The organism is Citrobacter freundii complex sp. CFNIH9 (genome assembly GCF_002903305.1).
Classification (GTDB): Bacteria; Pseudomonadota; Gammaproteobacteria; order Enterobacterales; family Enterobacteriaceae; genus Citrobacter; species Citrobacter portucalensis.
Window position 1 is genome coordinate 1,714,767 of sequence record NZ_CP026238.1, and the last position, 14,747, is coordinate 1,729,513.

The 14,747-nt window shown below is 53.6% G+C and carries 11 protein-coding genes; 10 read left to right on the forward strand and 1 reads right to left on the reverse strand.

Annotation, left to right across the window (positions count from 1 at the left end):
- Nucleotides 1-6 precede the first annotated feature (6 nt).
- The 6 genes from msbA to C2U43_RS08610 all read left to right on the forward strand — a co-directional run bounded on the left by msbA (nucleotide 7) and on the right by C2U43_RS08610 (nucleotide 6,038).
- Nucleotides 7-1,755 carry a lipid A ABC transporter ATP-binding protein/permease MsbA gene (gene msbA, locus C2U43_RS08585; RefSeq protein WP_048214571.1) on the forward strand — a complete coding sequence of 583 codons (1,749 nt, stop codon included), beginning with the start codon at nucleotides 7-9 and terminating at the stop codon, nucleotides 1,753-1,755.
- Entirely contained in the window at nucleotides 1,752-2,729 is a 978-nt protein-coding gene (gene lpxK / locus C2U43_RS08590; protein WP_103284963.1) for a tetraacyldisaccharide 4'-kinase, read from the forward strand. Before msbA ends, lpxK begins: the two co-directional genes overlap by 4 nt.
- 41 nt (nucleotides 2,730-2,770) lie before the next feature.
- Nucleotides 2,771-4,003: a winged helix-turn-helix domain-containing protein gene (locus tag C2U43_RS08595; RefSeq protein WP_103284964.1), complete on the forward strand. Its 1,233-nt coding sequence runs from the start codon at nucleotides 2,771-2,773 to the stop codon at nucleotides 4,001-4,003.
- A 51-nt stretch (nucleotides 4,004-4,054) separates the two neighbouring features.
- Entirely contained in the window at nucleotides 4,055-4,237 is a 183-nt protein-coding gene (ycaR, locus tag C2U43_RS08600) for a protein YcaR (RefSeq protein WP_003035793.1), read from the forward strand.
- Nucleotides 4,234-4,980: a 3-deoxy-manno-octulosonate cytidylyltransferase gene (gene kdsB / locus C2U43_RS08605; protein ID WP_003831932.1), complete on the forward strand. Its 747-nt coding sequence runs from the start codon at nucleotides 4,234-4,236 to the stop codon at nucleotides 4,978-4,980. The genes ycaR and kdsB overlap by 4 nt, the downstream gene beginning before the upstream one ends.
- Nucleotides 4,981-5,144: 164 nt before the next feature.
- On the forward strand, nucleotides 5,145-6,038 hold the full coding sequence (locus C2U43_RS08610; protein ID WP_003831934.1) for a YcbJ family phosphotransferase: 894 nt from the start codon (nucleotides 5,145-5,147) through the stop codon (nucleotides 6,036-6,038).
- Nucleotides 6,039-6,131: 93 nt separating this feature from the next.
- On the opposite strand, the gene elyC is transcribed toward C2U43_RS08610, so the two are convergent.
- Entirely contained in the window at nucleotides 6,132-6,896 is a 765-nt protein-coding gene (gene elyC, locus C2U43_RS08615) for an envelope biogenesis factor ElyC (protein WP_103284965.1), read from the reverse strand.
- Nucleotides 6,897-7,031: 135 nt separating this feature from the next.
- Here elyC and cmoM point away from each other — a divergent pair, with 135 nt between their 5' ends.
- From cmoM to mukB, 4 genes are read left to right on the forward strand one after another with little or no spacing between them, the layout of a single operon-like run.
- Nucleotides 7,032-7,835 carry a tRNA uridine 5-oxyacetic acid(34) methyltransferase CmoM gene (gene cmoM / locus C2U43_RS08620; protein ID WP_003035803.1) on the forward strand — a complete coding sequence of 268 codons (804 nt, stop codon included), beginning with the start codon at nucleotides 7,032-7,034 and terminating at the stop codon, nucleotides 7,833-7,835.
- On the forward strand, nucleotides 7,828-9,150 hold the full coding sequence (gene mukF / locus C2U43_RS08625) for a chromosome partition protein MukF (RefSeq protein ID WP_003831939.1): 1,323 nt from the start codon (nucleotides 7,828-7,830) through the stop codon (nucleotides 9,148-9,150). Before cmoM ends, mukF begins: the two co-directional genes overlap by 8 nt.
- Complete coding sequence (mukE, locus tag C2U43_RS08630) at nucleotides 9,131-9,835, forward strand: chromosome partition protein MukE (RefSeq protein ID WP_003035809.1); 705 nt, start codon at nucleotides 9,131-9,133, stop codon at nucleotides 9,833-9,835. The genes mukF and mukE overlap by 20 nt, the downstream gene beginning before the upstream one ends.
- Entirely contained in the window at nucleotides 9,835-14,295 is a 4,461-nt protein-coding gene (gene mukB / locus C2U43_RS08635; protein ID WP_103284966.1) for a chromosome partition protein MukB, read from the forward strand. The genes mukE and mukB overlap by 1 nt, the downstream gene beginning before the upstream one ends.
- The last annotated feature ends 452 nt before the right edge of the window (nucleotides 14,296-14,747 follow it).

Genomic DNA, 14,747 nt, shown 5'->3' on the forward strand with positions numbered 1-14,747 from the left:
TTTTGAATGCATAACGATAAAGATCTCTCTACGTGGCAGACGTTTCGCCGACTATGGCCAACCATAGCGCCTTTTAAATCGGGTCTGATCGTGGCGGGTATAGCGTTAGTCCTTAACGCGGCCAGCGATACCTTCATGTTATCGCTCCTTAAACCATTACTGGATGATGGTTTTGGTAAAACGGATCGCTCGGTGCTGCTGTGGATGCCGCTGGTGGTCATTGGGCTGATGATAGTTCGTGGCTTAACCAGCTATGTCTCCAGCTACTGTATCTCATGGGTGTCAGGCAAAGTGGTCATGACCATGCGCCGCCGCCTGTTTGGCCATATGATGGGCATGCCCGTCTCCTTTTTTGATAAACAGTCTACAGGGACATTGTTATCGCGTATTACCTATGATTCAGAACAGGTTGCGTCATCGTCTTCCGGCGCGCTGATCACCGTGGTGCGTGAAGGGGCCTCAATTATTGGCCTGTTTATCATGATGTTCTATTACAGCTGGCAGCTGTCACTGATCCTGATTGTACTGGCGCCAATTGTGTCAGTGGCAATCCGTGTGGTTTCCAAGCGCTTTCGTAGCATCAGTAAAAACATGCAAAACACCATGGGTCAGGTTACGACCAGTGCGGAGCAGATGCTGAAAGGCCACAAAGAAGTTCTGATTTTTGGTGGTCAGGAAGTCGAAACCAAGCGCTTTGATAAGGTCAGCAACAAGATGCGTTTGCAGGGTATGAAGATGGTTTCCGCTTCTTCTATCTCCGACCCTATCATCCAGCTGATTGCGTCTTTGGCACTGGCCTTCGTGTTATATGCGGCTAGCTTCCCAAGCGTAATGGAAAACCTGACAGCAGGGACAATTACGGTTGTCTTCTCCTCAATGATCGCATTAATGCGTCCGTTGAAATCGCTGACCAACGTCAACGCGCAGTTCCAGCGCGGTATGGCGGCATGCCAGACCTTATTTACGATTCTGGATAGCGAACAGGAGAAAGATGAAGGTAAACGTGTGATCGAGCGTGCTACCGGCGATCTCGAGTTCCGCAACGTGACTTTCACTTATCCGGGACGTGAAGTACCGGCTCTGCGTAACATCAACCTGAATATTCCCGCGGGTAAAACTGTTGCTCTGGTCGGCCGTTCGGGCTCAGGGAAATCCACCATCGCCAGCCTGATTACGCGCTTCTACGATATTGATGAAGGGCAGATTCTGATGGACGGACACGATCTGCGCGAATATACCCTGGCATCACTGCGCGATCAGGTTGCGTTGGTTTCGCAGAATGTGCACTTGTTTAACGATACGGTTGCCAACAACATCGCCTACGCGCGTACCGATATGTACAGCCGTGAGCAGATCGAAAAAGCGGCACAGATGGCCTACGCCATGGATTTCATCAACAAGATGGATAATGGCCTGGATACGGTGATTGGTGAAAACGGCGTCCTGCTTTCCGGCGGACAACGTCAGCGTATCGCTATCGCCCGTGCCTTGTTGCGTGACAGCCCAATTCTGATCCTTGATGAAGCAACATCGGCTCTTGATACTGAATCTGAACGCGCGATTCAGTCTGCGCTGGATGAGCTACAGAAAAACCGTACTTCTCTGGTCATTGCTCACCGTCTTTCAACCATTGAACAAGCCGACGAAATCATCGTGGTGGAGGATGGTCTGATTGTCGAACGCGGAACCCATAGCGAGCTGATTGAGCAGCGCGGGGTGTATGCGCAATTACACAAAATGCAATTTGGTCAATGATCGCACGTATCTGGTCTGGTGAATCGCCGCTGTGGCGATTGTTACTTCCACTCTCCTGGCTGTATGGCCTGGTGAGTGGTGCGATCCGCTTATGCTACAAGTTGGGGCTTAAACGCGCATGGCGCGCGCCAGTCCCGGTAGTGGTGGTCGGAAACCTTACCGCGGGCGGAAACGGTAAAACGCCGGTGGTGATTTGGTTGGTTGAACAACTGCGACAACGCGGGATTCGCGTGGGTGTGGTGTCGCGTGGTTATGGCGGGAAAGCGACTGCTTACCCGCTGTTGTTAACCGCTGATACTACTACCGCAGAAGCGGGCGATGAACCTGTGCTGATCGCCCAACGTACCGGCGTGCCGGTAGCGGTATCCCCGGTAAGATCGGATGCGGTAAAAGCCATTTTGGCCCAACACGACGTGCAGATTATTGTGACGGACGATGGACTACAGCACTATCGTCTGGCGCGAGATGTTGAAATCGTAGTCATTGACGGCGAACGTCGGTTTGGCAACGGCTGGTGGCTTCCCGCTGGTCCAATGCGGGAACGCGCAGGTCGCCTTAAATCGGTGGATGCAACTATTGTTAACGGTGGCGTTGCGCAACCAGGGGAAATCCCTATGCGACTTGAACCGGGGCTGGCCGTTAATTTACGTACAGGTGAACGCCGTGATGTGGCGCAATTGTCCAATATTGTCGCCATGGCGGGCATTGGTCATCCACCGCGTTTTTTTGCCACGCTGAAAGCATGTGGTGCCAGCGTGCAAAAAAGCATTGCGCTGGCAGACCATCAGTCTCTGACCTACAGTGACGTCAGTGCGTTTGTAGACGCTGGGCAAACGCTGGTCATGACGGAAAAAGATGCGGTTAAGTGCCGGGCATTTGCTGATGAAAACTGGTGGTATTTACCTGTTGATGCACATTTGTCAGGCGATCGGCCTGATATATTGCTGAATAGCTTAATCTCGCTGACTCGCTAACTGATTCACGCTGCGGCAGCGAATCATTTATGAGGCCATAAATGTCGTTGCCGCGCCTTTCTCTGACGGATGCCCGTCATCTTCACCTTGCTGCTCAAGGTCTGCTGAAAAAAACACGCCGCCGGGCAACCCCGGCAGATATTCTCGCGACCATTTCGCGCATGTCGTTACTGCAAATCGACACCATCAATATTGTGGCGCGCAGTCCTTACCTGGTGCTGTTTAGTCGTTTAGGCGATTATTCCCCCCAATGGCTGGACGACTCGTTACAGCAGGGCGAACTGATGGAATACTGGGCGCACGAGGCCTGTTTTTTGCCGCGCAGCGATTTTATGCTGATACGTCACCGCATGCTGGCCCCGGAGAATATGGGCTGGAAATATAAAGCGGCGTGGATGAAAGAACATGCGCATGAGATTGAGCAACTGCTCCAGCACATCCAGCATAACGGGCCGGTACGCTCAGCTGATTTTGAGCATCCACGCAAAGGGACCAGCGGCTGGTGGGAATGGAAACCGCAGAAGCGTCATCTTGAAGGGTTGTTTACCGCCGGGAAAGTGATGGTCGTGGAACGGCGTAATTTCCAGCGAGTGTATGATTTAACCCATCGCGTCATGCCGCACTGGGACGATGAACGCGACCCACTTTCGCAGGAAGATGCGGAAAGTGTCATGCTGGATAACAGCGCCCGCAGTCTGGGGATTTTTCGCGAACAATGGCTGGCAGACTACTACCGCCTGAAGCGCCCGGCGCTAAAAAACTGGTGCAACGAACGGGCGGAACAGCGGCAGATTATTCCTGTCGACGTTGAGGGGCTAGGAGCCTTGTGGCTGCATAGCCACCTTCAGCCGCTGCTTGAACAGGCGCTGGCGGGCAAATTAACGGCGACTCACAGTGCAGTATTATCACCTTTTGATCCGGTGGTCTGGGATCGTAAACGGGCAGAGCAGCTATTCGATTTTAGCTATCGGCTGGAGTGTTACACGCCAGCACCGAAACGTCAGTATGGTTATTTTGTCTTGCCGTTGCTGCATCGTGGACAGTTGGTTGGGCGGATGGATGCCAAAATGCACCGCAAAACAGGTGTGCTGGACGTTATTTCGCTGTGGTTACAGGATGGGGTTAAGTCTGGAGTGACGTTGCAAAAAGGATTGTTTCAGGCGATTGACGATTTTGCCCGCTGGCAACAGGCAACACGCGTGACGCTGGGACGTTATCCTGAAGGTTTATTTGCTGATGCACGCCATGGTTGGGAAATAGACCCAGCCCTTTAAGCGATTATGTTAATATTTACGGATTCACAATCCGGTCCATCTGGAGGAACTATGGATCATCGTCTGCTTGAAATCATTGCCTGCCCGGTATGCAATGGCAAACTCTGGTTTAACCAGGAAAAACAGGAACTGATTTGTAAACTGGATAACCTTGCTTTCCCACTGCGTGATGGCATTCCCGTGTTACTGGAAACCGAGGCCCGCGTTCTGACTGCTGATGAGAGTAAATCATGAGTTTTGTGGTCATTATTCCTGCGCGTTATGCGTCCACACGTCTGCCGGGTAAGCCGTTGCTGGATATCAACGGTAAACCGATGATCGTGCATGTACTGGAGCGTGCGCGTGAATCTGGCGCTGAACGTATCATCGTTGCCACCGATCACGAGGATGTCGCTCGCGCGGTAGAAGCGGTGGGTGGCGAAGTGTGCATGACTCGCGCCGATCACCAGTCTGGTACGGAGCGCCTGGCGGAAGTCGTCGAGAAATGTGGTTTTAGCGATGATACCGTTATTGTGAACGTACAGGGTGATGAGCCGATGATTCCTGCGGTCATTATTCGCCAGGTGGCTGAGAATCTGGCGCAACGTCAGGTCGGTATGGCGACTCTTGCGGCTCCGATTCACAGTGCGGAAGAGGCATTTAATCCGAATGCGGTAAAAGTCGTGTTGGACGCTGAAGGATATGCTCTCTATTTTTCACGCGCGACCATCCCATGGGATCGCGATCGTTTCGCCAAAAGTCTGGAAACGGTGGGGGACACCTTCCTGCGCCATCTGGGCATTTACGGCTATCGCGCCGGTTTTATTCGCCGCTATGTTAACTGGCAGCCTAGCCCGCTTGAGCATATCGAAATGCTGGAGCAGCTGCGAGTGCTGTGGTACGGCGAAAAAATTCACGTTGCCGTCGCAAAAGAAGTCCCGGGTACCGGCGTAGACACTGCCGAAGATCTTGAGCGCGTTCGCGCCGAGATGCATTAGTTTTTCTCACGACACTCCCCCATATTGAGGCGTATTTTTGGGAGGAGTGTCGTATCGTTGCGCTTTCCCTCCACTTTTCTTTTCATCAATTGATCTCATCCGGGTGACATCTGTCTGCACGACGCTCATTATGAAAGCAGTAGCATTTATGAGGGCAATCTGAAATGGAACAGTTGCGTGCCGAACTCAGCCACCTGCTGGGCGAAAAACTCAGTCGCATAGAATGCGTGAATGAAAAAGTGGATACGGCCCTGTGGTCACTGTACGACAGCCAGGGAAATCCGATGCCGCTGATGGCGAGAAGTTTCACCACGCCAGGTATGGCGCAGCAGCTGGCATGGAAAACCTCCATGTTGGCGCGCAGTGGTACGGTGCGAATGCCCGTCATTTACGGGGTCTTAACCCACGAAGAGCATCCCGGTCCTGATGTGCTACTGCTTGAGCGTTTACGCGGTGTGCCGGTGGAAGCGCCAGCCCGAACGCCCGAACGCTGGGAACATTTAAAAGATCAGATCGTAGAAGGTCTGCTGTCATGGCATCGGCAGGATAGCCGTGGCTGCGTGGGAATGGTGGATAACACGCAAGAGAATATCTGGCCATCCTGGTATCGTCAGCGTGTTGAAGTGTTGTGGACCACGTTAAATCAGTTCAACAATACCGGGCTGACGATGCAGGATAAGCGGATCCTGTTTCGTACCCGTGAGTGTTTGCCCGCTTTATTTGAAGGATTCAATGATAACTGCGTGCTGATCCACGGTAATTTTAGTTTACGTAGCATGCTCAAAGACGCCCGTAGCGATCAGCTTCTGGCCATGGTCGGACCGGGTTTGATGCTGTGGGCGCCCAGAGAGTATGAATTGTTCCGTTTAATGGATAATGCGCTGGCGGAAAGTCTGCTTTGGCAATACCTGCAACGCGCGCCCGTGGCGGAGTCCTTCATCTGGCGGCGCTGGCTGTATGTGTTATGGGATGAGGTGGCGCAACTGGTCAACACCGGACGTTTTAACCGCTCCAACTTTGACCTTGCCACGAAATCACTGCTGCCGTGGCTCGCCTGATGAACATGTGAACGCCTTATCCGGCCTACAATTCTGCGCTGAACACGTAGGCCTGATAAGACGCGTTAGTGTCGCCATCAGGCAACATTCCTGTCAATGTTCCGATCCCTTTAGCCACTGCCAGATTCGCCCCAACGTTTCGTAACCAACACGATCGCTATGCATCAACCAGACGGGAGAGGGGATCGCGCGCTCCCACGGATTAAGCGGTGAATCAATCGCTAACTGGTTGGCTGGCGCGGGCAACGGATGTAGTCCGGCCTGTTGGAAGAAAATCATTGCTCGCGGTAAGTGCGATGCGGAGGTCACCAGCAGGAACGGCGCGCTGCCGATGGCCTGCTTAACCGCTGCGGCTTCTTCTTCGGTGTCTTTAGGTTTATCCAGCGTGATGATATCACCGGGCGGCACACCCAGTGACTTCGCTACGCGGGCGCCCGCTTCTGCAGTACTGACGTTATTGCTCTTTGCCGCAGCACCGGTAAAGATAAGCTTCGATCCCGGGTTAGCACGCCAGAGGCGAATACCTTCATTCAGACGCGGAAGACTGTTGCTTATCAGGTTTGAACTCGGCGCCCACTGTGGATTCCAGGTATACCCACCGCCCAGCACCACAATGTATTCCACTTTTTGTGTATCCTGCCAGGTTGGATAGCTGTCCTCAATCGGTTTCAGCAGACTGTCGGCGACGGGCTGCAAGCTTAGAAGTAACAGTGCCAGCCAACTCAGGCTAATGCACACTTTCCCTGTTTTTTGAAAGCGGCTAAACCAGAGCAGCGCCAGGCCTATGCCCATGATAATGAGCATTAGCGGAAGTGGCAGCATCATACCGCCAATCACTTTCTTGAGCGTAAAAAGCATCCTTTTTGGTTCCTTTTTTAACCATACAGCAGGGGATCAGCAGGGATATTACACCAGGAAGGTTCATTCTCGGCGTGGGTGTGACAAAATAGCGGTTTTACTTAGTCACCCTAAAGCCAGCATGTGGAGAGCCCGATGCGGGATCGCAATTTTGATGACATTGCAGAGAAGTTTTCCCGTAACATTTACGGCACCACCAAAGGTCAGCTTCGTCAGACGATCCTCTGGCAGGATCTGGACAAACTTCTTGCCGACTACGCGGGCCAAACGTTGCGTGTGCTTGATGCGGGTGGCGGAGAAGGGCAGACAGCAATTCTGATGGCGCAGCGGGGCCATCACGTCACCTTGTGCGACCTTTCTGCTGAGATGGTGGCGCGAGCGCAACGGGCGGCAGAAGAGCAAGGTGTGAGCGACAACATGCATTTTATACATTGTGCCGCTCAGGACATCCCACAGCATTTGGATTCTCAGGTTGATCTGATATTGTTTCATGCTGTGCTGGAATGGGTGGCCGATCCGCAAGCCGTCTTAAAAACATTGTGGTCGATGTTACGCCCGGGCGGTGCTTTATCGCTGATGTTCTACAATGCAAACGGTCTGTTGATGCGTAATGTGTTGGTCGGTAATTTCGGCTATGTACAGCAGGGAATGTATAAAAAGAAACGGCGCACGTTGTCTCCCGATTTTCCGCGCGACCCTCAGCAGGTCTATGGCTGGCTGGAGGAGATTGGCTGGGAGATAACCGGTAAAACGGGCGTGAGGGTGTTTCATGATTATCTGCGTGATAAACAAAAACAGCATGACTGTTTTGATGCTTTAACAGAAATAGAAACACGTTATTGCCGCCAGGAACCGTATATCAGCCTTGGGCGCTATATTCATGTCACCGCGATTAAACGTCCGGCCCGAGCCGCAGATGCAAGGATAACCTATGAGTGAATTTTCCCAGACAGTCCCCGAACTGGTTGCCTGGGCCAGAAAAAATGACTTCTCCATCTCTCTGCCGGTAGACAGACTTTCGTTCCTGCTGGCTGTTGCCACACTAAACGGTGAGCGACTTGACGGTGAGATGAGTGAAGGTGAACTGGTGGATGCGTTCCGCCATGTGAGTGATGCGTTTGAGCAAACCAGCGAAACCATCGGCGTCCGCGCCAACAACGCGATCAACGATATGGTGCGTCAACGTCTGCTGAACCGCTTTACCAGCGAGCAGGCTGAAGGCAACGCCATTTACCGTTTAACGCCGCTCGGGATTGGCATCACAGATTACTATATTCGTCAGCGCGAATTCTCTACGCTGCGTCTTTCTATGCAGCTGTCAATTGTGGCAGGCGAACTGAAGCGCGCGGCGGATGCGGCAGCGGAAGGTGGTGATGAGTTCCACTGGCATCGCAACGTCTATGCGCCATTGAAATACTCGGTGGCGGAGATTTTCGACAGTATCGATCTGACCCAGCGCATCATGGATGAACAGCAGCAGCAGGTAAAAGACGACATCGCACAGTTGCTAAACAAAGACTGGCGGGCGGCGATTTCCAGCTGTGAAATGCTGCTGTCTGAAACATCTGGTACGCTGCGTGAGCTGCAAGATACGCTGGAAGCGGCAGGGGATAAGCTGCAGGCTAACCTGTTACGCATCCAGGACGCCACGATGACGCATGACGATTTGCATTTTGTCGATCGGCTGGTGTTTGATTTACAAAGCAAGCTCGACCGCATTATTAGCTGGGGCCAGCAGTCAATTGACTTGTGGATCGGCTACGATCGTCACGTGCATAAATTTATCCGTACCGCGATCGACATGGATAAAAACCGCGTCTTCGCCCAGCGTCTGCGTCAGTCCGTGCAGACCTACTTTGACGACCCATGGGCGCTGACCTATGCCAACGCCGATCGTCTGCTGGATATGCGTGACGAGGAGATGGTGCTGCGTGACGAAGAGGTCACCGGTGAACTTCCGGAAGACCTGGAATATGAAGAATTTAACGAGATCCGTGAGCAGCTGGCGGCGATCATCGAAGAACAGCTGGCTATCTACAAATCCAGACAAACACCACTGGATCTCGGCTTGGTAGTGCGCGAGTATCTGGCGCAATACCCACGTGCGCGTCATTTCGACGTCGCGCGTATTGTTATCGATCAGGCGGTACGCCTTGGCGTAGCGCAAGCAGACTTCACCGGACTGCCAGCCAAATGGCAGCCGATTAATGATTACGGAGCCAAGGTACAGGCGCATGTCATTGACAAATATTGAACAAGTGATGCCGGTAAAGCTGGCGCAGGCGCTGGCGAATCCGTTATTTCCGGCACTGGATAGTGCCTTACGTTCGGGCCGCCATATCGGTCTGGATGAACTGGATAATCATGCCTTCCTGATGGATTTTCAGGAATATTTTGAAGAGTTTTACAGCCGCTATAACGTGGAATTGATCCGTGCGCCGGAAGGGTTCTTCTACCTTCGTCCGCGTTCAACGACGCTCATTCCGCGTTCGGTCCTGTCTGAACTGGACATGATGGTGGGTAAAATTCTTTGCTATCTCTATCTCAGCCCGGAACGCCTGGCGAACGAAGGGATTTTTACCCAGCAAGAGCTGTACGACGAGCTGCTAACGCTGGCAGATGAAGCGAAGTTACTGAAGCTGGTGAACAACCGTTCAACCGGTTCTGACGTTGACCGCCAGAAGCTACAGGAAAAAGTGCGTTCTTCGCTCAACCGCTTGCGCCGCTTAGGCATGGTGTGGTTTCTGGGCCACGACAGCAGCAAATTCCGTATTACGGAATCTGTCTTCCGCTTTGGTGCGGATGTGCGTAGCGGTGACGATCCGCGTGAAGCACAGCGTCGCTTAATTCGTGATGGTGAAGCGATGGCGGTCGAGAACCGTCTGCAGCTCAACGATGAGCCCGAAGAGAATCAGCCGGACAGTGGAGAAGAAGAATAATGATTGAACGCGGTAAATTTCGCTCACTTACGCTGATTAACTGGAATGGTTTTTTTGCCCGTACGTTTGATCTCGATGAGCTGGTCACCACGCTGTCCGGTGGTAACGGTGCGGGTAAATCCACCACCATGGCGGCATTTGTTACGGCGCTCATTCCGGACTTAACCCTGCTGCATTTCCGTAACACCACCGAAGCCGGTGCAACCAGCGGTTCACGTGATAAAGGCCTGCACGGTAAGCTGAAAGCAGGGGTTTGTTATTCAATGCTCGACGTCCTCAACTCGCGTCATCAGCGCGTGGTCGTGGGGGTGCGTCTGCAACAGGTTGCTGGTCGCGATCGCAAAGTGGATATCAAACCGTTTGCCATTCAGGGGCTGCCGATGTCGGTACAGCCAACCCAACTGGTGACGGAAACGCTGAACGAACGCCAGGCGCGCGTACTGTCTCTACCTGAGCTGAAAGAGAAGCTTGATGAGATGGAAGGCGTGCAGTTTAAGCAGTTCAACTCAATAACCGATTATCACTCATTGATGTTCGATCTGGGCATCATTGCCCGTCGTCTGCGCTCTGCGTCCGATCGTAGTAAATTCTACCGTCTGATTGAAGCCTCGCTGTACGGCGGGATCTCCAGCGCCATTACCCGTTCACTGCGTGACTACCTGCTGCCGGAAAACAGCGGCGTACGTAAAGCGTTCCAGGATATGGAAGCCGCGCTGCGTGAAAACCGTATGACGCTGGAAGCGATTCGCGTAACGCAGTCTGACCGCGACCTGTTTAAGCATTTAATCAGTGAAGCGACCAACTATGTGGCCGCAGATTATATGCGCCACGCCAATGAACGTCGTATCCATCTGGATAAAGCACTGGAATATCGTCGTGAACTGTATACCTCTCGCAAGCAGCTGGCGGCAGAGCAGTACAAACACGTGGATATGGCGCGTGAACTGGGTGAGCACAACGGTGCGGAAGGCGATCTGGAAGCTGATTACCAGGCCGCGAGCGATCACCTGAATCTGGTGCAAACCGCGCTGCGTCAGCAGGAAAAAATTGAACGCTACGAGGCGGATCTCGAAGAATTGCAGGTCCGTCTTGAAGAACAAAACGAGGTGGTCGCGGAAGCCGTTGACCGCCAGGATGAAAACGAAGCCCGCGCAGAAGCCGCTGAGCTGGAAGTGGATGAGCTGAAAAGCCAGCTTGCCGATTACCAGCAAGCGCTGGACGTCCAGCAAACGCGAGCCATTCAGTATACCCAGGCGATCCAGGCCCTAAACCGGGCGAAAGAGCTCTGCCACTTACCGGACCTGACAGCCGACAGCGCCGCCGAATGGCTGGAGACTTTCCAGGCCAAAGAGCAGGAAGCCACTGAAAAGCTGCTGACGCTAGAACAAAAAATGAGCGTGGCGCAAACCGCGCATAGCCAGTTCGAACAAGCTTATCAGCTGGTGGCGGCTATCAACGGCCCGCTGGCACGCGGTGAAGCCTGGAGCGTGGCGCGTGAACTGCTGCGCGAAGGCGTGGAACAGCGCCACCTGGCAGAACAGGTTCAGCCGTTGCGCATGCGACTGAGCGAACTGGAGCAGCGTCTGCGCGAACAGCAGGACGCCGAGCGTCTGCTGGCCGAATTCTGCAAGCGTCAGGGTAAACAGTTCGATATCGATGAGCTGGAAGCGCTGCACCAGGAGCTGGAAGCGCGCATCGCCGCCTTGTCGGACAGCGTCTCGTCTGCCAGCGAACAGCGTATGACGCTGCGTCAGGAGCAGGAACAACTACAATCCCGTATTCAGCATTTGATGAAGCGGGCACCTGTCTGGCTGGCTGCGCAAAATAGCCTGAATCAGCTTAGCGAGCAGTGTGGCGAAGAGTTTACCTCCAGCCAGGACGTGACCGAGTATCTGCAACAATTGCTGGAGCGCGAGCGTGAGGCCATTGTTGAGCGTGATGAAGTCGGCGCACGTAAAAATGCAGTTGATGAAGAGATTGAACGTTTAAGCCAGCCGGGCGGGGCGGAAGATCAGCGTCTGAACGCGCTGGCGGAACGCTTTGGCGGCGTACTGCTGTCAGAAATTTATGATGACGTTAGCCTTGAAGATGCACCGTACTTCTCTGCGCTATACGGTCCTTCGCGTCATGCCATTGTGGTACCGGATCTGTCGCTGATTACCGAACAGCTTGAAGGGTTGACGGATTGCCCGGAAGATCTCTATTTCATCGAAGGGGATCCGCAGTCGTTTGATGACAGCGTCTTCAGCGTTGATGAACTGGAAAATGCGGTGGTGGTGAAAACTGCCGAGCGTCAGTGGCGTTATTCTCGCTTCCCGACGGTGCCTATTTTTGGGCGTGCAGCACGTGAAAGCCGTATCGAAACCCTGCATGCCGAGCGTGAAGGGCTGTCTGAACGTTTCGCCACGCTCTCCTTTGACGTCCAGAAAACCCAACGTCTGCATCAGGCGTTCAGTCGCTTTATCGGCAGCCATCTGTCGGTGGCGTTTGAAGCCGATCCAGAAGCGGAAATTCGCCAACTGAATAGCCGTCGCGTTGAACTGGAACGTGCGCTGACCAATCATGAAAATGATAACCAGCAAAGCCGTATGCAGTTTGAACAGGCGAAAGAGGGCGTCTCTGCGCTGAACCGCCTGCTGCCGCGCTTGAATCTGCTGGCAGATGATACGCTAGCCGATCGCGTAGACGAAATTCGCGAGCGTCTGGATGAAGCTCAGGAAGCCGCGCGTTTTGTACAGCAACATGGCAATCAGTTGGCGAAACTGGAACCTATCGTTTCGGTTCTGCAAAATGACCCTGAGCAGTTTGAACAGCTGAAGGAAGACTATGCGTATTCCCAGCAGATGCAGCGCGATGCGCGTCAGCAGGCTTTTGCGCTGACCGAAGTCGTACAGCGTCGGGCGCACTTTAGTTATTCCGACTCAGCCGAAATGCTGAGCGGCAATAGCGATCTGAACGAAAAATTGCGTGAACGCCTGGAACAGGCGGAAGCCGAACGTACCCGCGCTCGCGAAGCGCTGCGCAGCCACGCCGCACAGTTAAGCCAGTACAACCAGGTCATGGCATCGCTGAAAAGCTCTTTTGACACCAAAAAAGAGCTGCTGAACGATTTACAACGTGAACTGCAGGATATTGGCGTTCGTGCGGACAGCGGTGCCGAAGAGCGCGCGCGTATCCGTCGTGACGAACTGCATGCACAACTCAGCAACAACCGTGCACGCCGCAACCAACTTGAGAAAGCACTGACCTTCTGCGAAGCGGAGATGGAAAACCTGACCCGCAGACTGCGCAAGCTGGAACGTGATTATCATGAAATGCGCGAGCAGGTAGTCACCGCCAAAGCCGGCTGGTGTGCAGTCATGCGGATGGTGAAAGATAACGGTGTGGAACGTCGTCTGCACCGCCGCGAGTTGGCCTATCTTTCCGGTGACGAACTGCGTTCCATGTCGGATAAGGCGCTCGGTGCGCTACGTCTGGCGGTTGCGGATAACGAGCACCTGCGCGATGTGTTGCGTCTGTCTGAAGATCCAAAACGTCCAGAGCGCAAAATTCAGTTCTTCGTCGCGGTTTACCAGCATCTGCGTGAACGTATTCGCCAGGATATTATTCGTACCGATGATCCGGTTGAAGCTATTGAACAGATGGAGATTGAGCTGAGCCGTCTGACGGAAGAGTTAACCTCACGCGAACAGAAGCTGGCGATCAGCTCACGCAGCGTGGCGAACATTATTCGTAAGACCATTCAGCGTGAACAGAACCGTATTCGCATGCTGAACCAGGGGCTGCAAAGCGTGTCGTTTGGCCAGGTCAACAGCGTTCGCCTGAACGTCAATGTGCGTGAAACACATGCTACCTTGCTGGACGTACTTTCAGAGCAGCATGAACAGCATCAGGATTTGTTTAACAGCAATCGCCTGACCTTCTCAGAAGCGCTGGCGAAGCTGTATCAGCGTCTGAATCCGCAGATAGACATGGGGCAACGTACGCCACAAACCATTGGTGAAGAGCTGCTGGATTATCGTAACTATCTGGAAATGGAAGTTGAGGTTAACCGTGGCTCTGACGGCTGGCTGCGTGCTGAGTCTGGTGCGTTGTCAACGGGTGAAGCGATCGGGACCGGGATGTCTATTCTGGTGATGGTGGTGCAAAGCTGGGAAGATGAAGGCCGCAGATTGCGCGGGAAAGATATCTCTCCTTGCCGCCTGCTGTTCCTTGATGAAGCTGCACGACTCGATGCGCGTTCTATTGCGACCTTGTTTGAGCTGTGTGAGCGTTTGCAGATGCAGCTGATTATCGCTGCGCCGGAAAACATCAGCCCAGAGAAAGGCACCACCTACAAACTGGTGCGTAAAGTCTTCCAGAACACCGAACACGTTCACGTGGTGGGGCTGCGCGGATTTGCGCCTCAGTTACCGGAACCACTGCCGGGGACTGAAGATGCCTCCTCGCAGGCAAGCTAAGCAAAAAGGCGGCTACATGGCTAATGCTCATCAGTTAAGCATGTATGATGAACATGTGATTCTTGCTCAGGGTTCCGTTCACCTCAGTGGTGTCATTTCTCTGAAGCGCAGATACCTGTGAACGTGCAAGGGAGGCTCACCGCCACCTCCCTTGCAACCCAGACTCCCGGCGGGAAAATCGTCGCTGCGCGAGTTATTCGTCTTATGCCGTCTGCCTGTCGGGTCGGGGCCGAGCCTGCATCCATGCAGGCCATCCCCTCTGCCCGCATCCCTGCGGGCAGTCCCGGGCAGACGTCAACGCCTCATCGATTTTCAGCCGGACAGGGGTCATCGCTTCAATGCCCTGACTTTCAGTAAAAGCTGTTTTGCTGTTTAAACAAAAACGCAGATGGTCAGGCGTGGCTGGTCCGGCTGAAAATTGCCGACGTGTTTCCGTAAGGCCGGGAGAGCCA